At 63.5% G+C, this 20,352-nt stretch carries 17 protein-coding genes; 7 read left to right on the top strand and 10 right to left on the bottom strand.

Going from position 1 to position 20,352, the window contains the following annotated elements; genetic code table 11:
• Nucleotides 1–778: 778 nt before the first annotated feature.
• The 8 genes from QMG25_RS17390 to QMG25_RS17355 all read right to left on the bottom strand — a co-directional run bounded on the left by QMG25_RS17390 (nucleotide 779) and on the right by QMG25_RS17355 (nucleotide 8,756).
• Nucleotides 779–2,026 (bottom strand): thiolase family protein, encoded by a 1,248-nt coding sequence (locus tag QMG25_RS17390; protein WP_283462316.1) that lies wholly within the window; start codon nucleotides 2,024–2,026, stop codon nucleotides 779–781.
• Nucleotides 2,007–3,503, bottom strand: coding sequence for a class I adenylate-forming enzyme family protein (locus QMG25_RS17385; RefSeq protein ID WP_283462315.1), 1,497 nt, complete (start codon nucleotides 3,501–3,503; stop codon nucleotides 2,007–2,009). Before QMG25_RS17385 ends, QMG25_RS17390 begins: the two co-directional genes overlap by 20 nt.
• Nucleotides 3,504–3,626: 123 nt before the next feature.
• Nucleotides 3,627–3,977 carry a metal-sulfur cluster assembly factor gene (locus QMG25_RS17380; protein ID WP_283462313.1) on the bottom strand — a complete coding sequence of 117 codons (351 nt, stop codon included), beginning with the start codon at nucleotides 3,975–3,977 and terminating at the stop codon, nucleotides 3,627–3,629.
• Between the two features lie 35 nt (nucleotides 3,978–4,012).
• Nucleotides 4,013–4,780, bottom strand: a complete 768-nt coding sequence (gene sufC, locus QMG25_RS17375; protein WP_283462312.1) for a Fe-S cluster assembly ATPase SufC — start codon at nucleotides 4,778–4,780, stop codon at nucleotides 4,013–4,015.
• A 42-nt stretch (nucleotides 4,781–4,822) separates the two neighbouring features.
• Complete coding sequence (locus QMG25_RS17370; RefSeq protein ID WP_283462311.1) at nucleotides 4,823–5,179, bottom strand: non-heme iron oxygenase ferredoxin subunit; 357 nt, start codon at nucleotides 5,177–5,179, stop codon at nucleotides 4,823–4,825.
• Complete coding sequence (gene sufD / locus QMG25_RS17365; RefSeq protein ID WP_283462310.1) at nucleotides 5,176–6,492, bottom strand: Fe-S cluster assembly protein SufD; 1,317 nt, start codon at nucleotides 6,490–6,492, stop codon at nucleotides 5,176–5,178. Before sufD ends, QMG25_RS17370 begins: the two co-directional genes overlap by 4 nt.
• Nucleotides 6,493–7,968 (bottom strand): Fe-S cluster assembly protein SufB, encoded by a 1,476-nt coding sequence (gene sufB, locus QMG25_RS17360; RefSeq protein WP_283462309.1) that lies wholly within the window; start codon nucleotides 7,966–7,968, stop codon nucleotides 6,493–6,495.
• The gene (locus QMG25_RS17355; RefSeq protein ID WP_283462308.1) at nucleotides 7,968–8,756 is read right to left on the bottom strand and encodes a helix-turn-helix transcriptional regulator; all 789 of its coding nucleotides are present in this window, start codon (nucleotides 8,754–8,756) and stop codon (nucleotides 7,968–7,970) included. Before QMG25_RS17355 ends, sufB begins: the two co-directional genes overlap by 1 nt.
• Nucleotides 8,757–8,917: 161 nt before the next feature.
• Here QMG25_RS17355 and QMG25_RS17350 point away from each other — a divergent pair, with 161 nt between their 5' ends.
• Genes QMG25_RS17350 through QMG25_RS17340 form a run of 3 tightly spaced genes read left to right on the top strand, consistent with a single transcriptional unit; the run spans nucleotide 8,918 to nucleotide 11,720 of the window.
• On the top strand, nucleotides 8,918–9,937 hold the full coding sequence (locus QMG25_RS17350; RefSeq protein ID WP_283462307.1) for an ABC transporter ATP-binding protein: 1,020 nt from the start codon (nucleotides 8,918–8,920) through the stop codon (nucleotides 9,935–9,937).
• Nucleotides 9,934–10,704 (top strand): ABC transporter permease, encoded by a 771-nt coding sequence (locus QMG25_RS17345; RefSeq protein ID WP_283462305.1) that lies wholly within the window; start codon nucleotides 9,934–9,936, stop codon nucleotides 10,702–10,704. The genes QMG25_RS17350 and QMG25_RS17345 overlap by 4 nt, the downstream gene beginning before the upstream one ends.
• Nucleotides 10,705–10,718: 14 nt before the next feature.
• On the top strand, nucleotides 10,719–11,720 hold the full coding sequence (locus tag QMG25_RS17340) for a COX15/CtaA family protein (protein ID WP_502866437.1): 1,002 nt from the start codon (nucleotides 10,719–10,721) through the stop codon (nucleotides 11,718–11,720).
• On the opposite strand, the gene QMG25_RS17335 is transcribed toward QMG25_RS17340, so the two are convergent.
• On the bottom strand, nucleotides 11,717–12,517 hold the full coding sequence (locus QMG25_RS17335) for a baeRF3 domain-containing protein (protein WP_283462304.1): 801 nt from the start codon (nucleotides 12,515–12,517) through the stop codon (nucleotides 11,717–11,719). The two genes, QMG25_RS17340 and QMG25_RS17335, sit on opposite strands and share 4 nt — an antisense overlap.
• A gap of 458 nt (nucleotides 12,518–12,975) precedes the next feature.
• Nucleotides 12,976–13,947 (bottom strand): heme o synthase, encoded by a 972-nt coding sequence (locus tag QMG25_RS17330; RefSeq protein ID WP_502866438.1) that lies wholly within the window; start codon nucleotides 13,945–13,947, stop codon nucleotides 12,976–12,978.
• A 346-nt stretch (nucleotides 13,948–14,293) separates the two neighbouring features.
• Between QMG25_RS17330 and tkt the strand changes: the two genes are divergently transcribed.
• The 4 genes from tkt to QMG25_RS17310 all read left to right on the top strand — a co-directional run.
• The gene (gene tkt / locus QMG25_RS17325) at nucleotides 14,294–16,471 is read left to right on the top strand and encodes a transketolase (RefSeq protein WP_502866436.1); all 2,178 of its coding nucleotides are present in this window, start codon (nucleotides 14,294–14,296) and stop codon (nucleotides 16,469–16,471) included.
• A 148-nt stretch (nucleotides 16,472–16,619) separates the two neighbouring features.
• The gene (tal, locus tag QMG25_RS17320; RefSeq protein WP_283462299.1) at nucleotides 16,620–17,741 is read left to right on the top strand and encodes a transaldolase; all 1,122 of its coding nucleotides are present in this window, start codon (nucleotides 16,620–16,622) and stop codon (nucleotides 17,739–17,741) included.
• Between the two features lie 5 nt (nucleotides 17,742–17,746).
• Nucleotides 17,747–19,384 (top strand): glucose-6-phosphate isomerase, encoded by a 1,638-nt coding sequence (locus QMG25_RS17315; protein ID WP_283462297.1) that lies wholly within the window; start codon nucleotides 17,747–17,749, stop codon nucleotides 19,382–19,384.
• A gap of 16 nt (nucleotides 19,385–19,400) precedes the next feature.
• Nucleotides 19,401–20,352 (top strand): glucose-6-phosphate dehydrogenase (locus QMG25_RS17310; RefSeq protein ID WP_283462295.1); only part of this gene is annotated, 952 nt, incomplete at its 3' end.

Below are 20,352 nucleotides of genomic sequence, written 5' to 3'. Positions count from 1 at the left end.
CCAAAAATTCCCAAGCAAGACTGGCCCCGCCACGTGGCTCGAAGACTCAAGTCCATATCAGCAATGGCCTCGTGCGGTGGTAAGGGTTGCATGGCAATTAGCGTAGCCGAAGTGCCCATTCGCCAACAGAGACGGTGAGTCGCTGCCAGCGCGAACAGCGAATCCAATTCCGCCAAACCTTGATCCCACCAAGAGCCATACCGTTCCGCAATGGGTGTCCCATATAGATAGCGAGATGCGTCCCGCAAGCCGGTCCATCGGAGGCGCAAGTGCAACCAAAATTTTCCCAAACAGAAATCCACGATAATCCACTGACCTCCGATTCCCGTAAGACCCGCCCGCAATAATGCCCGGACCTTATCCGGGGCAGAATTTCCGCCCGCCACGAGTCCATTCTTCTGACTCCGACAGGCGCTGGCCCGATGCTCGCCAATACCGCCTGACCCCAGTTGATTTGGTCATGGCACGTGGAACTGGATGGCGCGTCTCCACCAACGATGATGCGCCCCGTAGGAAAGTGACATGAATTTGAGAATTCCGCAGATCCAGCGTTGAGCATCGACGCAGGTCAGAGCGATCCGACGGTGACAGACAACTTGGGATCCTACAGCCGCCGGTGCAGAGGCGGCACTCGAGAAAGCGCAGGACCAAGGCTGGACGACGATCAGCGTGGCGAACGACTGGAAGCGCGTCTTCGCCCACGAATCGTAGAAACCGGGCCTCCAGGCGTGGGCGCCCGAACTTGGTGCATGATCCTTTCCGTCTGCTGCAGCGTCTGCTAAAGCGACTGCCATTGGAACCGGGCGGAAATGCCCATGCCGCCTGCCATGCTGATCATCGCGAGTGCGTCCGTGCCGGTTGCGGCCCCGCGACGCGCCCGCGCCAACAGCCGCGTCACCAGGACAGCGCCGGAGGCACCGTAGGGATGCCCCAAGGCCAGCGCGCCGCCGTCGTGGTTGAACAGGCCGGGATCAACGTCAAGGAGGTCGGCAACGGCAAGGACTTGGGCGGCAAACGCCTCATTGAACTCCACCAAGGCGCCGCCCAGCTCTTTTGCGCCCCAACCAGTGCGGGCCATCAGCTGCCGCGTTGAATGGGCGGCACCAGCCCCGAGCAACGTGGGATCGTTGCCTGCCGTGGCACTGTCGCGGAAAACCAGGCCCATGACGATTGTGTTGTCGCTCGCCGCGATGGCACGTGCCCGCGCCAGCGACGTGACGACCACCACTGCGGCACCGTCGCTGTACGGGCATGAATTGCCTGCCGTGACCGTTCCGCCGGGGACAAACGCGGCCGGGAAACGGGCCATGAGCTCCGGGGTGAGGTGCCTGCGGGGGCCTTGGTCGGCGTTGAGCCCGGCAAAGGGAATGAGCTCGGCGCTGAAGTGTCCGCGCTGGGCTGCGGAGACTGCCTTGACATGACTGGCAAGTGCGTAGGCGTCCTGGCGTTTTCGGGTGATCCCGTAGTGGGCGGCGACGTTTTCCGCAGCTTGCCCGGCATCGGGGTCTCCGGTTTCCCGCGGGGCGAATTGGGCGCGCTGGAAGAACTCGAGAGTGCCGTCCGCGGCGCGATGAGCCCGTGCCGGAGCTGTGCTGATGCTCTCCACTCCCCCGGCCAAATAAAGGTCCCCCGCGCCAGCCTGAACAAGCCGGCAGGCCAGCACAATGGCTTCCAGCCCGGAGCCGCACTGCCTGTCGACCGTGAGGCCGGGCACCTCCTGGGGCAGGCCTGCCGTCAGAGCGGCGAGCCTTGCAACATTCCCGCCGCCGCCGGTGGCATTGCCCAAAATGACGTCCTTGATCTCCTCGGGCGGAAAGTGGTTGGCGGCCACGAGACTTTCGATGACGGCAGCGGCCAGCTCGTGGGCCCGGTATTCCTTGTAGGGCCCGCCGGCCTTGGCCGTGGGCAGCCGCTTCGCGGCAAGGATGACGGCTGTGGTGCCGGCGGCGTCCGTGTGAGTCTCAGTGGCGGCGTGAAAGCCGGTGGCAGTGTGAGAGTTGGTAGGGCTAGCGGATACGTTGCGCACGGGCGTCCCCCTCGGTGATCCATTGGCCAAGGAGTGCACGGCTCGGTTTGCCACTTCCGGTCAGCGGCATGGCGCCCAGGGAAAAGTACAAGCCCGGCCGATGGTGGGCGGGCAGCAGGGCCGCGGCCCTGCGCAGTGCCGCCACGTCGAGGTGTCCGCCGCCCTCCGGGACAAATATTCCAGCGGCGATGCGTTGGCCGCGCAGCGGGTCGGCAACCCCTGTCACCACCACGGTGGCAGCTTCGTCGCAGCCCGCGGCGAGCCCCTCCTCCACAGCGTGCGGATAGACATTGGCCCCGGACCTGATGATCATCTCGCTGGCACGGCCGGCCACGTGCAGGACCCCGTTTCCGTCGACGTGTCCCTGGTCGTGGACCGTGTGCCACTGTGTGGTTTGGGGTTCGGAGGCACGCAGGCCCGGAGAAAGAGAGCCTGGGGACAGGAGGCTCGAGGACAGGGGGCTCGGGGACAGGGGGCTGAAGGCGAGGCCGTCGTCGCCCCAGGCATAACCGCTGCAAACGTAGGGGCTGCGGACGCAGATGTTGCCTTGCTGTCCCCTTGCCGCCTCGTGGCCGTGGTCGTCGCGGATGCTGATTTCAACTCCGGGGAAAGCTGTGCCCACAGCTGCCGTGCCCACACCTGCTCCGGTGGAGGGTTCAATCGTTGCGGGCTGCACTGTCGAGGCTGCCACGAAACCGAGCTCCGCCGCCCCGTAGTAGTGCTGGACGAGTGCATTGGGCGCCCATTGTCGTGTCAGGGCCAAGGTCCTCTCGGGCAACGCAGAGCCGGCGCATACGATCGACTCCAGTTGCCCACCGTCCCGTCCCGTCTCCATGCCGCGGGCTGCCATCATCTCCAAGAGGGTCGGCACCAGCACGAGCCGGTTCACCGGGTGCTCTGCCATGGCGTCCAAGGCGGCATCCGGGCTGAAACGCGGCAGCGCCACAAAAGTGGAACCGGCGTGGATCGACTCCCCCAGCGCATAGAGGTTCATGCTGGCCGCCAGCGGCCCCGGCGCAAGCGTGACACTGGTGGCCCCCAGATTGAAGTACTCGGTGCTGCGCACAAAGGATTCACTCCAGGAGACTGCACTGCGAACAAAGGCCTTGGGCAGCCCGCTGGTCCCCGAGGAAAGTCCCAGCAGGAAGGGCCGCGCAATGAAGTCGTGGGAGCCGGCCCACATTTCTGCCGACTCCGTCAACTGCCGACGCAGGGTTGCGGGCCAGCCGGTGTCCATGACCATGGCGGTTCGGCCCCGGAGCAGCGCTGCACAGAAATCAATCACCAGCTCAACGCTCGTGGGCCTGTCGATGGCGGCTACGCTGCGAGCGGGACCCTCGGCAGCCGCGGAACCTGTCGCCCCGGCTTCGGCTGCCTGCAGAAGCTCGGCGTACGTCAGCAGGGGACCGCCCACCGACAGCGCCGCCCGGCCGCCGTCGTTCTTGGCCCAGTACCTGAGCTTGTCAATGAAGGGCATGGTTTTCATGGTAGATCACATCAACGACACTGTGTGCCGCCGTCCAAAACAGAGAACCGCCGTCGTGCCTGGCAAATGCCACGCACGACGGCGGTTCAGAAGGTTGGCGCCGCAGCACCAATGCTAGATGTTGAAGCCGAGGGCCCGCATCTGGTCGCGACCGTCGTCGGTGATCCGTTCCGGACCCCACGGCGGCATCCACACCCAGTTGATGCGCCATTCGTCAACGATGGGATTCAGTGAGTTTTCCACTTGCTCCTCGATGACGTCCTGCAGGGGGCAGGCCGCCGTGGTGAGCGTCATGTCCAACAGCAAGGCTCCATCGTCGCCGTACCGCAGGCCGTACAGCAGACCCAGGTCAACGATGTTGACGCCGAGTTCCGGGTCAATGACGTCCTTGAGTGCTTCTTCAACGTCTTCGAGATCAGTCTGACCCGGCGCAACGGCCTGGCTTGATTCGCTGATGTCAGTCATGGTTCCTTCTTCGCGGTGGTTGGGTTGCGCGTCGATTAGGCGGATGCGGTCTCGGCCACCTGGTAGCGGTCGTAACCTTCTGCTTCCAGACGGTCGGCAAGCTCGGGGCCACCCTGCTCGGCAATGCTGCCGTCAACAAAAACGTGCACAAAGTCGGGCTTGATGTAGCGCAGGATGCGCGTGTAGTGGGTGATGAGGATGGTGCCCAGGCCGCCGGCGTCGATGGCACGGTTCACGCCTTCGGAGACAACCTTCAACGCGTCCACGTCCAGTCCGGAGTCGGTCTCGTCCAGGACTGCGAACTTCGGGTGGAGAAGCTCCAGCTGGAGGATCTCGTGACGCTTCTTCTCACCACCGGAGAAGCCTTCGTTGACATTGCGCTCCGCGAACTCCGGCTCAATGCGCAGCTGCGCCATGGCCGCCTTGACGTCCTTGGTCCAGGTGCGCAGCTTGGGGGCTTCGCCTTCGATGGCCGTCTTGGCGGTGCGCAGGAAGTTGGTCATGGTGACGCCGGGGATTTCCACCGGGTACTGCATGGCCAGGAACAGGCCGGCGCGGGCACGCTGGTCGACGGTCATCGCCAGGACGTCTTCGCCGTCGAGGGTGATCGTGCCACTGTCCACATTGTAGCGGGGGTGCCCGGCAATGGTGGAGGCGAGGGTTGACTTGCCTGAACCGTTGGGGCCCATGATGGCGTGGGTTTCGCCGGTCTTGATGGTCAGGCTGACACCCTTGAGGATGGCTTTGGTGCCCTGCTCAGTGGTAATGCTGACGTGCAGGTCCTTGATTTCCAGAGTAGACATACTCTATTTTCTCCTAAAAATTTGTTGTGCGGGTCGCAAACGCTACTGCGTGCTGACGCCGTTAAGAATGTTGGTGACGTCGACATAGACGTCGCTGCCCTGGATCGCCAGGGCGAAGACGGGCACGGGCTCGAACGCGGGCAAGGTCAGCGGTTGACCTGTTTTCAGGTCGAAAGAGCTGCCATGGGCCCAGCATTCAATGGTGCAGTCCTCCACGTCGCCTTCGCTGAGCGAGATTTCCGCATGCGAGCAGGTATCCCCGATCGCGTGAAGTTCTCCATGGGAGTCCCTGACGATGGCGACGGGGTAGTCGTCAATCTCGACCAGCATGGCGGACTTCACCGACACGTCGCCGTCCTGACAGACCACGACGCCGGCGGGCGTGGAGGAATCGCTCATACGGGGGTCGCCGCCAATTCGCGTTCCACCGATTCGCGCAAACGCTCTTCAAGGGCGGGAACCCGAATCTGCTGGATGACCTCGTTGAGGAAGCCGCGCACCACAAGGCGGCGGGCAACGCTTTCCTCAATGCCGCGGGTCTGCAGGTAGAACAGCTGCTCGTCGTCAAAACGTCCCGTGGCACTTGCGTGCCCGGCGCCCTCGATCAGGCCCGTCTCAATCTCCAGGTTGGGCACCGAGTCGGCGCGGGCTCCACGGGTCAGGATCAGGTTGCGGTTCAGCTCGTAGGTGTCGGTGCCCTCTGCCTCGGCACGGATCAGCACATCGCCGATCCACACTGCGTGGGCGGAATCGCCCTGCAGTGCACCCTTGTAGGTGACGCGCGACTTGCAGTGCTTGGTGGAGTGGTCCACAAACAAGCGCTGCTCGAGGTGCTGGCCGGCATCGGCAAAGTACAGGCCCAACATTTCCACGTCGCCGCCGGTGCTGGTGTAGCGGGCCGAAGGCGTGGTGCGCAGCAGGTTGCCTCCAAGGTTGATCACAACGTGCTTGACCTTGGCGTCGCGGCCCACCTTGATGTGCTGGGCACTTGCGTGCACGGCGTCGTCGTTCCAGTCCTGGATGCTGACAACTGTCAGGTTGGCGCCGTCCCCAACGAGGACTTCCACGTTCTCGCTCAACACGGCCGTACCGCGGTGGTCGAGGACCACAACGCCGGTGGCGAACTGCTTGGCTTCGATCACAACGTGCGCTGCGGCAGGGGCGTCGCCCTGGCCTGTCAGCGTTAGCGTGGTGATGTCATCGATGGTGCCTTCGTAGTTGGCCGGCAAGGTGACAATGGTGGCTTCACTGAAGTGCTCCCATGCGGCTGCTGCCACACGGTCCTCCGGGATGCCGGCCGAGCCGATGCGCACGTCGTCGCGGCCCACCGTCTCAACGCTCACGGCGTCGGGCGAGGAAAACTCGACCAGGGGTGCCGGGCCATTGATTTCCTGGCCCTTGATGCCAACCCGGTCAAGGCCCCGCAGGCGCTTGAGCGGGGTGAAGCGCCAGTCCTCCTCGCGTCCGGTGATGGCCGGGAAGTCGGCGAGCTTGTAGGAGGTCAGCCGACCTGCCCTTGAGCTGTCGGGAACCCCGACGCCGCCGCCGTGGCTGTCGCCGCCGTGGCTGTGGGCCTTTGCGGCACTGCCGCCCAGGGGACCGGATTCGGGGTTGATTTCGGACAGGCTTTCGCCTTCCTCCGTCATTCCCTTGATGAAGTCCTGTGACCAGGCTTTTGAATCTGTTGCGTGTTCTTGCGTGAGCTCGGTCATTTAGCCGACGGCCCCTTCCATCTGCAGTTCAATCAGGCGGTTCAGTTCAAGCGCATATTCCATGGGCAGTTCCTTGGCGATGGGCTCAATAAAGCCACGCACAATCATGGCCATGGCCTCGTCCTCGGGCATGCCGCGGGACTGCAGGTAGAACAGCTGCTCTTCGCTGACCTTCGAGACGGTTGCCTCGTGGCCCATGGAGACGTCGTCTTCGCGAACGTCAACGTAGGGGTAGGTGTCGGAGCGTGAAATGGTGTCCACCAGCAACGCATCACAGCGAACAGTGTTGGCCGAGTGGTTGGCACCCTCGCGGATCTGAACCAAGCCGCGGTACGCAGAGCGCCCGCCGCCACGTGCCACCGACTTGGAAATGATCGACGACTGCGTGTTCGGCGCAATGTGGACCATCTTTGAACCGGTGTCCTGGTGCTGTCCCTCGCCGGCAAAAGCCACCGACAAGGTCTCGCCCTTGGCGTGCTCGCCCACAAGGTAGACGGCCGGGTACTTCATGGTGACCTTGGAACCGATGTTGCCATCGACCCATTCCATGGTGGCGCCTTCGTGGGCAATGGCGCGCTTCGTCACCAGGTTGTACACGTTGTTGGACCAGTTCTGGATGGTGGTGTAGCGAACGCGGGCGTTCTTCTTCACCACGATCTCGACGACGGCGGAGTGCAACGAGTCCGAGGTGTAGATCGGTGCCGTGCAGCCTTCAATATAGTGCACGTAGCTGCCTTCATCGGCGATGATGAGGGTGCGCTCAAACTGGCCCATGTTTTCGGTATTGATGCGGAAGTAGGCCTGCAGCGGGATTTCCACATGGACGCCCGGGGGGACGTACACGAAGGAACCGCCGGACCAAACAGCGGTGTTCAACGAGGCGAACTTGTTGTCGCCCACCGGAATCATGGTGCCGAAGTATTCCTGGAACAGTTCCGGGTATTCACGCAGGCCGGTGTCGGTGTCGGTGAAGATGACGCCCTGCTCCTCCAAATCCTCGCGGATCTGGTGGTAGACAACCTCGGATTCGTACTGTGCCGTCACACCACCGACAAGGCGGTTGCGCTCAGCTTCCGGGATGCCCAGCTTTTCGTAGGTGTTGCGGATATCCTCCGGCAGTTCTTCCCACGTGGTGGCCTGCTTCTCCGTGGAGCGCACAAAGTACTTGATGTTGTCGAAGTCAATGCCCGACAGGTCCGCACCCCATGTGGGCATGGGCTTGCGGTCGAAGTACTTCAAGCCCTTCAGGCGCATGTCCAGCATCCATGCCGGCTCGTCCTTCTTGGCTGAGATGTCGCGGACTACCTCTTCATTGATGCCTCGGCGTGCGTTGTCACTGGCCTCGTTCTTGTCCGACCAGCCGAAGGCATAGTTTCCCAAGCCTTCCAGTTCGGGGTTTGCATCGAGGATGTGGTGGAGTGTGGTGTCTTCGACAGCAGCCTCGGCGCCTACATCCTGCGCTAGTTGATCCGTCATCACGGCCTTTCTTGCTGATGGGTGGAAATTCGCTTCGACGGGCTCTGAGCACCCGTCGGAACATTCTGTGCCGGTGTTCCGGCAAGTTTTCGGACCACGGCACGGCCGGTGGGCACGTGCGTGGTACAGACATGTCCGCCACTCGCCATCGTGGAGAGCCTGCGAACGTCGACGCCTACGAGCCGGGCAAACACTTCGGTCTCCGCGTCGCAAAATTGGGGAAAGGTACTGGCCAGTTCCTGGATGGGGCAGTGCCCCTGGCACAATTGCTCCGCTGCCATGGCCGTTCCCGCGTTGAGGGAATTGGAGCTGGCCACAAACTGGTCGGTGTTCAATGCTGCAGCCAAGGCCTTGGACCGTGCCGCAACGTCGCTGCCGGCGGCGTCAACGAGAGGCTGGTATTTCGCCTCCATCTTCGCAAAGCGGCGCCGGGCAAATTCGATGACGCCTGCCTCGCCGCGAAGACCGGAAATTTCTTCCAGTGCTAGCCGTGCGATCTCCAGGTAGTCGTCGCCAATTTCCGTTTGCCCGCGGCGCGAAACAACATAGCGTCGCGCGGGCCGTCCGGCACCTGATTTGGCGTTGCTGATGAGCTTGACCTCGATCAACCCTTCACGCGTGAGCGTGTCCAAGTGGCGGCGCACGGCTGCCGGGGTCAACTTCAAAAAGGTGCCCAGTTGTGCCGCGCTGACAGGTCCTTGTTCAAGCACAGCTGTTAAGACGCGGTCTCGGGTCCGTTCATCCGGCTCGAGCGCGGGAAGCTTCCCGGGTTCAACGTGCTGACTCATTAACACCTCCGCACAATGGAAATAATGCACAACAATAGACAACACAAGTATGCCGTAATTGAGGTACCGTTTCCACTAAGGTGAGCCTACCCACGCCCCGACGTCGCCCCGTCCCCGCATTTGCGGACGGAACACCCAAGTGTTTCGCGTACAATGGCCGCGTGACAAAGACACTTTCCCCTGCCCTGGAAATCTCGGGGCTCATCAAGGACGTGGGGCCCCTTGCGGCGTTGGACGGCCGGATGAAACGCATCGTTTCCAACATTAGCCTCAAAGCGCACTTCGGGGCAGTCACCGCGCTGCTCGGCGCCAACGGGGCAGGCAAAACCACCACCATTGAGTGTGCGCAGGGCCTGCAGGAGCGGACCGGAGGCAGCATTTCGCTGCTCGGGCATGATCCGCAACACGCCGACGCCGGCCTTCGTGCCCGGGTGGGCGTCATGTTGCAGGATGGAGGGCTTCCTCCTGCCTCCCGCCCGCTTCCTTTGCTGCGCCACGTTGCCGGCCTGTATGCCAACCCGCTCGGTGTCGACGCCTTGGTTGCCCGACTGGGCATCGGCGATTTTTCCGACACCACCATCCGTCGACTCTCCGGGGGGCAAAAGCAGCGCGTCGCCCTGGCAGCGAGCCTGCTGGGCAATCCCGAGGTACTGTTCCTTGACGAGCCAAGCGCCGGATTGGACCCGCAGTCGCGTCTGATGGTCTTTGAGCTGATCAGGGAACTGCGCGACAGCGGCAAGGCGATTGTTCTCACCACCCACCTGCTCGACGACGCCCAGCGCCTCGCCGACTACGTCTACATCGTCGACAGGGGCGAGTCCGTGGCCCAAGGCACCGTGCAGGAGCTGCTGGAACACTCGACGTCGGCCCAGAAGCACCGCGTCATGACTTTTGAAGCTGCCGCGGGGCTGGACGTCTCTGCCCTGCTGCGCCCCGGACTTTCCTGCACCGAGACCCGTCCCGGGAGCTACAGCCTTGCCGGCGAGCTGGAATCGGCGGACTTGGGCCGTTTCGGTTCCTGGTGCGCACAGCACCACATCATGCCCACTGCGGTCCACCTGGCGTCGCAGTCGCTGGAGGATGTGTTCCTGGCCATCTCCAACGGCGGCCTTTCAGCTGAACCGGACGAACCAGCTGAATCGGATCTGGCCGCCAAAACTGAAACCATGGGGATTTCATGAGCACGCTATTCCACCAAGCCCCTGGCGGCCAGGCGGCATCACTGACGAGCCGAATCATCAGCCAAGGCAAGTATGAAGCAGCCACCATGCTGCGCAACGGGGAACAATTGGTGCTGATGGTGGTCATGCCGTTGTTGGGCCTGGTGGCCTTGGTCGCCACTCCCCTGCTTGACGGCATGGGTTATTCGCGCGTGGCCATCGCGGCTCCGGGCATCCTTGCGTTGTGCGCGCTTTCGACCGCGTTCACGGGCCAGGGCATTGCCACCGGATTCGACCGGCGCTACGGCGTGCTGCGATTCCTCTCCACCACTCCACTGGGCAAGGGCGGCTTGATAGCGGGCAAGGTCCTGGCCGTTTTGGTGGCATTGAGTCTTCAAGTGGTGTTGATTTCCACAGTTGCCGCGTTCATGGGCTGGCGTCCGCCGCTGGCCGGGGTACTGCTGGGCATCCCCCTGTTGGTCTTGGGCGCTGCCGCATTCACCGCCCTTGGCCTGCTCATTGCTGGCACGGTGCGCCCGGAAGCCACGTTGGCCATCACCAACCTGGGCTGGATCTTGTTTGCAGCCGTGGGCGGGATTGTGCTGCCGGCGGGCAAGTTCTCCAGCACCCTCGAAGGAATCGTGCAGTGGCTGCCCTCGGGGGCGTTGGGCAACCTCATGCGGGCGGCCCTGATCGAAAGCCGGCTTGACCTGTGGGGTCTCCTCGTTCTGCTGGCGTGGGCAGCAATGGCCTCCGTCGCTGCAGTCAAATGGTTCAAATGGAATTGAAAGGCGTCACTGAAGTGAGTCATAGCAGCAAGGCATCACAAGGAACATCGCAGGGAGCGCCGCAACCACCATTGCCAAATACGGTGCGGAACATCACCGGCAAACTTCCCACAGCGGTCACCCCTGCCATCCGGCGCCTGAGCATTGCCTCGCTGCTCGGCCAGGGCGTGCTGATTGTCTCCGGCGGCGTTGTTCGTGTCACGGGTTCCGGGCTTGGCTGCCCCACCTGGCCCAAGTGCACGGCCGAATCGCTGACCAACACTCCGGCAATGGGCATTCACGGCTTCATCGAGTTCGCCAACCGCACGCTCACTTTCGCCCTGGCCGCCGTCGGGCTTGCCTTGCTGGTGATGCTGTGGAATCTGCGCAAGGAGCGCAAGGACTTGTTCTGGCTGGCCTTTGGGCTGCTGGCCAGCATTCCGGCGCAGGCCGTCATCGGCGGCATCACAGTGCTGACGGGCCTGAACCCGTATGTGGTGAGCCTGCACTTCCTGGTCTCGGCGGCCCTGGTTGTGGTCTCCATGTTGCTTGTGAACCGCGCCTATGGACGCACGGGAAGCACGTCCCCGGCCACGGCTGTCCGGGCCCGACCACTGGTGCGCCAACTCAGCGTGGTCGCCGCTGTCGCAAGCTACTTGGCCGTGGTGCTCGGGACCCTTGTCACCGGATCGGGGCCGCATTCCGGCGATTCCACCTCCCCCCGCATGGAACTGGACGGATACCTCACCACGCGCATCCACGTGGTGCCCGTCTATGTGCTGGTGGCCACCGCCGTCCTGCTGGTGATCCTGCTCTGGCGCAGTCCCCGCGGCGACATGCTCCGCAACGCAGCATTCTTGCTCGTTGTCTCGGTGCTGTTCCAAGGCTTCATCGGCTATTGGCAGTACTTCACCGGCATCCCGGTGATCCTCGTGGGGGTTCACATGCTGGGTGCTTCGTTGACGCTGGCCGTGGCCACCAACTTGATCGACGTGGCGCTGCGACGCGGCAAGGACGTCGTCGCAGCCGGCTCCTAGTACCGCAGGATTGCCGCAACTTCGCTGCCGGAAGCGACTGTCTCGGAGGTTGTGAAGATTCGCCCATTCGTGGCGAGCGTCGCCACCGCCGCTGCATCAACCAATTCATAGTCCGCGAACCGCGGGTCCGCGCCGAGCTCCACGACAGGCACGTCTTCGCCGACAACTCGTTCCCAGCACCACGGGTGTGCCTTGACGAAGAGCGTCTCCACACGGCCGGCAGCTGCCGCCTCGGCAACGGACGCCAGATCGCCGGAGACACGCCCGGTACCTTGCAGTTCGTGGAATCGGTCGATCACCCGTGCCCGGTCGGCGCGCAGCCGTTGTTCGATCAGCGGCCACGCCATCTTGTGCAGTTCCTCGATGGAGAGCTTGTCCGGATTGTGCTTGACAGCCCCTTCGACGGCGTTCGCGTAGGTGTTGACCTCGCGGTAGGCGGAGACCAGGTGATCAGGCCCGACCAACACCCTCGGGACGGTCTGGCCTGCCAGCACCTCCTTCAGCCCATTGGAAACGTCCCGAAGGAACTGTTCCACCTCTATGGTCTTCACGTGACGATCCCCTGCTCCGTGCCCGTGGAAGATGGCGGAACCGCCGCCACGGCCGCCTGTCGCCGCTGGCCGGGCCATGGTGTCCGAACGGGGCTCCTTGGGGGTGACCGCATCCTTCAGGCTGGTGGGCACGGCGGTCAGCTGGACACCCTCCACCGTGTTGCGGCTGCCTTCCATCCAACGAATCTCACGCTGGCTCAGTGCCAGCACCAGAAACTGGCCGTCGCCGGAGAGCAGCCGGAGCATGGGCCCAGCACCGGCTTGTCCCCAACCGTGGCAAGTGTCGGCAGCGGTGCCGCCACCCGGAAGGTGCGCTGGGGGCGAGTGGCGAGTCGATCTCGGGACACCGCATCGTTTTCTCCAGCACCGCCTCGACGCCGGCCACGAGGTTCTTGAATCTAGGCCGGTCCCTCTCGACTCCCCTGCCAAACCTGTGCGTCGGCATGAACAGGGAAACGTTTGTTTTCCCGGCTCCAGGCTTCGCCAAGGCAGCAGTGTCGGCGCTGGTCAACAGTTCCACGTGACCTCCCGCGTTCGAAGTGAGTTGCGTCGCCACCAAACCCCTGGCGTTGTGGCACCTTCCGGTGTCGTCCCGACGTGTCAACACAACGTTCGCCCCCGTGACACAGCAGTTGCGGGCACAAAAAAACGGACGGTGCCCCCGCGCTGGGAGGCACCGTCCGCCGTCGTTCTGCAAGAACCTGCTAGCCCATCAAGGGCGACCCGACGAAGGGGTCCACGGCCAGGGACAGGAACACGAGCGTCAAATACGTGATGGAGACGTGGAAGACCTTCATGGCGTTTTGCTTGGTGACAAGGTTCTTCGTGGAGTTGTTGTAGAGCGTGTGGGCTTCGTACAGGAACCAGATGCCGGCGGCAGCGGTGGTCACCGTGTAGACGATCCCGGCCCCGCCCAGCGGGACCATGAGCAGCGAACAGACCACCATGGCCCAGGTGTAAAGCACAACCTGCACTGCCACAGTGCGTGAACCGGCCACGGCGCCGAGCATGGGGACGTTCACGGCGTTGTAGTCGTCGCTGTACCGCATCGACAGGGGCCAGTAGTGCGGCGGGGTCCAGAGGAAAATAATCATGAAAAGAATCACGGCGGGCCACTGAACAGTGTTCGTCACGGCCGCCCAGGCGATCAGCACCGGCATGCAACCGGCCGCTCCGCCCCACACGATGTTCTGCGTGGTGCGCCGCTTGAGAATCAGGGAGTACACCACCACGTACAGGAAGATGGCACCGATTCCGAGCATTCCCGTGAGTGGGTTGATGCTCCACAGCAGGACCACCGCCAGCACCGTCAGGATCCAGGAGAACACCAGCGCTTCACGCGGGGTGATGACGCCCGTCACCAGCGGCCGCTTGGAGGTGCGGTGCATGACCTTGTCAATGTCGCGGTCGATGTAGCAGTTGAAGGCGCCGGAGGCACCCGCTGCCAAGGCGCCGCCCACCATGGTGGCAACCATGAGCCACAGGCTCGGCACGCCAATGTTGCCGGCAAAGCCGTGCGCATAAAACATGGTGGGCAAAGTGGTGACGAGAAGCAGTTCCACGACTCTCGGTTTTGTCAGGGCCAGGTAGCCCTTGGCCTTTTCCGAAAAACCGATCGAAACTTTTGCAGAAGTTTCGGCGGCCGGGCGATGCGTTGCACTCACGGGTAATGTCACCATGTTTCGTTGTTGATTCGGCGCAGATAATTCACCCATGACGCCGCCGCTCCCACAAGGAAAGGCCAACGCACAGGTTTGGGACTCTACATATCATAGCCGTTCCCCCGACTACTGCACCAAGGCCGCACAAGGGACGGATTGAGATGGAAATTCTCAACATATGAAAACTAATCGCATGTGGGGCCCCAACTCGTGTAACTTTAGAGACGTCCGACCCGGCCGGAGCATGCTGCAGCCTTGGCGTGCGGGAATCCACTTCCCCCACCCATGACCCCCAAGCATCATGGGGGTGGCAGGGGTTTTCGTGAAAGAACGGTCGCGACAGGTTTTTAGTTTGTTGTGCATGCCTGCATGCACCCGCACCATCTATGCCCATAACGAGAGGGACCCGTCAGTGTCACATTTGGATTTGCCATCGTTCACCTGGACCGCCAACGATCAGCGTGCAGTGGACACTGCCCGCGTTTTGGCTGCCGACGCCGTTGAAAAGGTGGGCAATGGACACCCCGGAACCGCCATGTCCCTGGCGCCCGCCGCATACCTGTTGTTCCAAAAAATCATGCGTCTGGACCCCTCGGATCCCGACTGGCTGGGCCGCGACCGCTTCATTCTCTCCCCCGGCCACACCTCGCTCACCCTGTACGTGCAACTGTTCCTCTCCGGCTACGGCTTGGAACTCTCCGACCTTCAAGCACTGCGCACCTGGGGTTCCTTGACCCCGGGACACCCCGAATACAAGCACACCAAGGGCGTTGAGATCACCACCGGCCCCCTGGGCCAGGGCCTTGCCTCCGCCGTTGGCTTTGCCTATTCCCAGCGCCGCATGCGCGGCATGATGGACCCCGACGCCGCAGCGGGCACCAGCCCGTTCGACCACACCGTGTGGGTCATTGCCTCCGACGGCGACCTGCAAGAAGGTGTCACGAGCGAAGCGTCCTCCCTGGCCGGACACCAGGAGTTGGGGAACTTGGTGGTTGTGTACGACTCCAACCACATCTCCATTGAAGACGACACCAACATCGCCTACTCCGAAGACGTGCTCAAGCGTTATGAAGCCTACGGCTGGCATGTGCAGCGGGTGGACTGGACGAAGACCGGCGAATACGTCGAGGACGTGCAAGAGCTGCACTCGGCGTTGGCCGCAGCCAAGGCCGAGACGAACAAGCCTTCCATCATCTCCCTGCGCACCATCATCGGCTACCCGGCGCCGAAGAAGCAGAACACCGGCGGGATCCACGGCTCTGCCCTGGGCGCTTCCGAAGTTGCCGCAGTGAAGGAAGCTCTCGGCTTTGACCCGGAAAAGCACTTCGACGTTGAACCGGATGTCTTGGACCACGCCCGCCAGCTTGTGCAGCGAGGCGCCGCAGCCCACAAGGACTGGGACACGGAATTCAACGCCTGGGCCCAGTCCAATCCCGAGAACGCAGCCCTGCTGGAGCGCATCAGGAACAAGGAGTTGCCGAGCGGTTGGGAAGAGAACCTTCCGGCCTTTGAAGGCGGCAAGGACGTCTCCACCCGCGCCGCTTCCGGCAAGGTGCTCAACGCGATCGCCGAGGTGCTGCCCGAACTCTGGGGCGGCTCCTGCGACCTGGCCGGTTCAAACAACACCACCCTTGAAGGCACCGGCTCCTTCGTGCCCGCTTCACGGCAGACCGCTGCCTGGTCCGGCGGACCCTACGGCCGCGTCCTGCACTTTGGCATCCGGGAGCATGCGGCCGCCGCCATTGTCAACGGCATCCACCTGGGCGGCCCCACCCGCGCCTACTCTGGAACGTTCCTGATCTTCAGCGACTACCAGCGCCCGGCCATCCGCCTCTCCGCCCTCATGGGCGTGCCCTCCATCTACGTGTGGACGCACGACTCCATCGGCCTGGGCGAGGACGGACCCACCCACCAGCCGGTCGAACAACTCGCTACCCTGCGCGCCATTCCGGGCCTGGCCGTGGTGCGCCCAGGCGACGCCAACGAAGTGGCTGGAGCTTGGAAGAAGATCCTGGAAACCACTGCCAACCCCTCCGGCATCGTGCTGACCCGCCAGAACATCCCCACCTATGCACGCGGCACCGGCGCAGCCACCGCCACCGAATTCGCATCGGCCGACGGCGTGGCACAGGGCGGCTATGTGCTGGCCGAGGCAGTGTCCGACGGCGCAGTGGTCGCCCCCCACGTGATTCTCGTCGCGACCGGCTCCGAGGTCCAGTTGGCTGTGGAGGCACGCGAGGCGCTGGCCGCGGAAGGCATCGCCGCCCGCGTTGTCTCCATGCCCTGTGTCGAGTGGTTCAACGCCCAGACCGCCGAGTACCGGGAGCGGGTTCTGCCGAAGGCCGTGAAAGCCCGTGTCTCCGTCGAAGCCGGACTTGCCCTGGGCTGGCGGGAAATCGTCGGCGACGCAGGCCGGTCGATCTCGCTGGAACACTTCGGCGCCTCCGCCGACTACAAGGTCTTGTTCAACGAATTTGGCATCACCGCCGAAGCCGTCACCGCCGCGGCCAAGGATTCCCTGGTCGCAGCAAGCGCCTAGCCCCACCGGCGCGCCAGGCGGAGCAAAAACCGCCTGCCCTGTTCCTCCCGTCCTCTGTGCCGTCGGCGATTCCCGGCGGCACGGGGAATGGAACCCCCGCCTGCAGTGCTGAAGAATGCAGGACCCTCGAACTTAAGGAAGTAGCAATATGACAAACTCAACACCCACCGCCGCTCTCTCCGCCGCCGGTGTCTCCATCTGGCTTGACGACCTGTCCCGCACCCGCCTCAACAGCGGCAGCCTGGCCAAGCTCATTGCGGAAAAGAACGTTGTAGGGGTCACCACGAACCCCAGCATCTTCGAAGCAGCCATCACCAAGAGTGCCGATTACAAGCCGGAGCTGAAGAAGTTCTCCGCCGCAGGCGTCGGTGCCGAGGATGCCGTCTTTGAACTCACCACGGCCGACGTTGCCGACGGCTGCGATCTTTTTGCCCCCGTCGCCGAAGCCACCCAGGGTGTTGACGGCCGCGTCTCCATCGAAGTCGACCCACGCAAGGCCTGGGACACCGAAGGCACCATTGCCGAGGCCAAGCGTCTCTACGCCAAGGTGGACAAGAAGAACGTCTACATCAAGATCCCGGCAACGGTTGAGGGCCTTGAAGCCATTACTGCCACCATCGGCGCAGGCATCAGCGTCAACGTCACCCTGATCTTCTCCCTTGAGCGCTACCGCGCGGTTGTCAACGCCTTCCTCAGCGGCCTGGAACTGGCCAAGGCCAACGGCCACAACCTGGCCGACATCCACTCCGTGGCATCCTTCTTCGTCTCCCGCGTGGACTCGGAGATTGACAGCCGTCTGGACGCCCTTGGCACCGAAGAGGCGGCAGCGCTGAAGGGCAAGGCCGGGCTGGCCAATGCCCGGCTTGCCTACCAAGTGTTCGAGGAAGTCTTCAGCTCCGAGCGCTGGGCACTGCTGGCCGACGCCGGCGCCCTCCCCCAGCGTCCCTTGTGGGCCTCCACCGGAGTCAAGAACCCGGCCTACCCGGACACGCTGTACGTTACCGAACTGGTGGCAGCCAACGTGGTGAACACGATGCCGGAGAAGACCCTCGACGCGACCTTCGACCACGGCGTTGTCACCGGCGACACCATCACCGGCACCTACGCGGAAGCCAACTCCCTGCTCAACCAGCTCGAAGGCCTCGGCATCTCCTACAACGAGGTTGTGGCACTGCTTGAAACTGAAGGCCTGGAGAAGTTCGTTGCCAGCTGGAAAGAATTGCTCAAGCATGTCCAGGACGCCCTGGATGCTGCAGGTGCGGAATCCTAAGCACCATGACATCACTGGCATTTGCAGCGACCGGCGCCGCGCAGGAAGCCGGCGCCACCCATCTGATGTCCCTTGTTGCCGACCAGGTGCCCTCCCGGATCTTCGCCAAGGACCCCACTTTGTGGGGCGCCGACGCCGAAGCCGAGTCTGCCGTCCGGCTTGGCTGGGTCGAGGCACCCGAAGTTTCCGCACCCCTGCTTGCGGAGATCATTGCCCTGCGCGATGAACTTCGGGCCGAGGGCATCAACCACATCGTGCTCTGCGGCATGGGCGGTTCCTCCCTGGCACCCGAAGTCATAGCGGCCACCGCCGGAGTCGAACTCGGCGTCCTGGACAGCACGGATCCCGACCAGGTCCGGGCGGCGGTGGGCGACCGCTTGTCCACCACGGCCATTGTGGTGTCCTCCAAATCGGGTTCCACCCTGGAAACTGATTCCCAGCGCCGCATCTTCGAGCAGGAGTTCACGAAGGCCGGCATCGATGCCGCTTCGCGCATCATCATTGTCACCGATCCGGGCTCGCCCCTTGACTGTGCGGCCCGCGAAGCCGGATACCGCAAGGTCTTCAACGCCGACCCCAACGTGGGCGGGCGTTACTCCGGGCTGACAGCCTTTGGCCTGGTCCCCTCCGGCCTGGCCGGCGTGGACATCGCCGCACTGCTTGATTCGGCCGAAGAAGCCGCTGAAATGCTGCGCGACGACGACGTTGACAACGTGGGACTGCGCCTCGGCGCCGCCCTGGGCGGAACCGCGCCCTTGCGCAACAAAATTGTCATCGTCGATGAAGGCTCGGGCATCGTTGGCTTCGCCGACTGGGCCGAGCAGCTCATCGCCGAATCCACCGGCAAGCAGGGCACGGGCGTGCTGCCCGTCGTCGCCGAACCTGCATCGCCCGAGGTCGGTGCAGGCGCTGCGGATGTACTTGTGGTCCGCCTCGTGTCCGGGGATGCCGACGTTGAGCTGGGCGAAAATGAAGTGAGCATTGCCGGCAGCCTGGGCGCGCAGATGATGGTGTGGGAATTTGCCACCGCCGTCGCCGGCCGCCTGCTCGGCATCAACCCCTTCGACCAGCCCGACGTAGAGGCGGCCAAGACCGCGGCCCGCGGCATGCTGGACGCCACCCCGGCCCCCACGCCGGCACTGTTCACCGACGGTGCCATCGAGGTGCGCACAGCCAACCACGACGCCGGATGGCTGGCTGGCGCCGCCACGCTGGCCCAGGCGCTCACCGTCTTGGCCGGAGCGCTCCCGGCCGATGGTTACCTCAGCGTTCAGGCGTACCTTGACCGGCTGGCCCACGCTTCCATGGCGGAGATCCGGGACGGGCTGGCGGAAGCAACGGACCGTCCCGTCACGTTTGGCTGGGGCCCGCGTTTCCTGCACTCCACGGGACAGTTCCACAAGGGTGGCCCGGCCGTTGGCGTCTTCCTGCAAGTTACCGGTGCCGCCGCACAGGACTTGGCAATTCCGCAGCGGCCGTTTAGCTTTGGGGAGCTGATTGCCGCCCAAGCCGCCGGCGATGCCGCCGTGCTGGCAGACCATGGACGTCCGGTGCTGCGCTTGCACATGACGGATGTGGCCGCCGGCGTGGCTCAACTTCAAACCGCGGTGGCCGCACTTGCCGGCCGCCCCTTCGACGCATAAGGGTACCTTCCAACAGATGTCCAACTCTGCCTCAACCTCCAATGGAAACCCGCTCCGGGACAGTCGCGACAGGCGGCTGTCCCGGGTTCCGGGTCCTTCGTCCCTGGTGCTCTTTGGAGTCACGGGGGACCTGGCACGCAAGAAGCTCATGCCTGCCGTGTACGACCTGGCCAACCGTGGCTTGTTGCCGCCCAGTTTTGCCCTGGTGGGCTTTGCCCGCCGTTCCTGGGCGGATGAAGATTTCGCCGCGGAGGTCAAGGCCTCCGTCGAGGCGCATTGCCGCACCCCCTTTGACGAGAGCGTGTGGAACCAGCTGCGCGAGGGCATCCGTTTTGTCCAGGGCGAATTTGACGACGACGACGCTTTTGAACGGTTGAAGACGACGCTTGCCGAGCTTGATGAAGTGCGCGGCACGCGCGGCAACCACGCCTTTTATCTCTCCATTCCACCCAAGGCCTTTGAATTGGTGTGCCGCCAGCTCTCCGAGCACGGACTGGCACAGACCCAGGACGAGAGCTGGCGCCGTGTTGTCATTGAAAAGCCCTTCGGCCACGACTTGGCCTCTGCACGGGCCCTGAACGACATTGTGGAGTCGGTCTTCCCGCCGGATGCAGTGTTTAGGATTGACCACTACCTGGGCAAGGAAACGGTCCAGAACATTTTGGCCCTGCGCTTTGCCAACCAGCTCTTCGAGCCGTTGTGGAACGCCAACTACGTGGACCATGTGCAGATCACCATGGCCGAGGACATTGGCACCGGCGGCCGTGCAGGCTACTACGACGGTGTGGGTGCGGCCCGCGACGTCATGCAGAACCACCTGCTGCAGCTGCTGGCGCTGACAGCCATGGAGGAACCCATCTCCTTCAACGCCGACCACCTGCGTGCCGAAAAGGAAAAAGTCCTCGCTGCCGTCACGTTGCCGGAAGATTTGTCCAAGCGCTCGGCCCGCGGACAGTTTGCCGGCGGTT

The organism is Arthrobacter sp. H35-D1 (assembly GCF_030063185.1).
Lineage (GTDB): Bacteria > Actinomycetota > Actinomycetes > Actinomycetales > Micrococcaceae > Specibacter.
The sequence above is the reverse complement of the archived record's forward strand: the minus strand, read 5'-3'. Positions and strand labels throughout refer to the sequence as shown.

Coding starts and splice junctions, on each gene's coding strand:
- QMG25_RS17385 (WP_283462315.1), bottom strand. CDS start 3,503: ATGCCCTTCATTGACAAGCTCAGGTACTGGGCCAAGAACGACGGCGGC.
- QMG25_RS17380 (WP_283462313.1), bottom strand. CDS start 3,977: ATGACTGACATCAGCGAATCAAGCCAGGCCGTTGCGCCGGGTCAGACT.
- sufC (WP_283462312.1), bottom strand. CDS start 4,780: ATGTCTACTCTGGAAATCAAGGACCTGCACGTCAGCATTACCACTGAG.
- QMG25_RS17370 (WP_283462311.1), bottom strand. CDS start 5,179: ATGAGCGATTCCTCCACGCCCGCCGGCGTCGTGGTCTGTCAGGACGGC.
- sufD (WP_283462310.1), bottom strand. CDS start 6,492: ATGACCGAGCTCACGCAAGAACACGCAACAGATTCAAAAGCCTGGTCA.
- sufB (WP_283462309.1), bottom strand. CDS start 7,968: ATGACGGATCAACTAGCGCAGGATGTAGGCGCCGAGGCTGCTGTCGAA.
- QMG25_RS17355 (WP_283462308.1), bottom strand. CDS start 8,756: ATGAGTCAGCACGTTGAACCCGGGAAGCTTCCCGCGCTCGAGCCGGAT.
- QMG25_RS17345 (WP_283462305.1), top strand. CDS start 9,934: ATGAGCACGCTATTCCACCAAGCCCCTGGCGGCCAGGCGGCATCACTG.
- QMG25_RS17335 (WP_283462304.1), bottom strand. CDS start 12,517: ATGCTCCGGCTGCTCTCCGGCGACGGCCAGTTTCTGGTGCTGGCACTG.
- tkt (WP_502866436.1), top strand. CDS start 14,294: ATGCCTGCATGCACCCGCACCATCTATGCCCATAACGAGAGGGACCCG.
- tal (WP_283462299.1), top strand. CDS start 16,620: ATGACAAACTCAACACCCACCGCCGCTCTCTCCGCCGCCGGTGTCTCC.
- QMG25_RS17315 (WP_283462297.1), top strand. CDS start 17,747: ATGACATCACTGGCATTTGCAGCGACCGGCGCCGCGCAGGAAGCCGGC.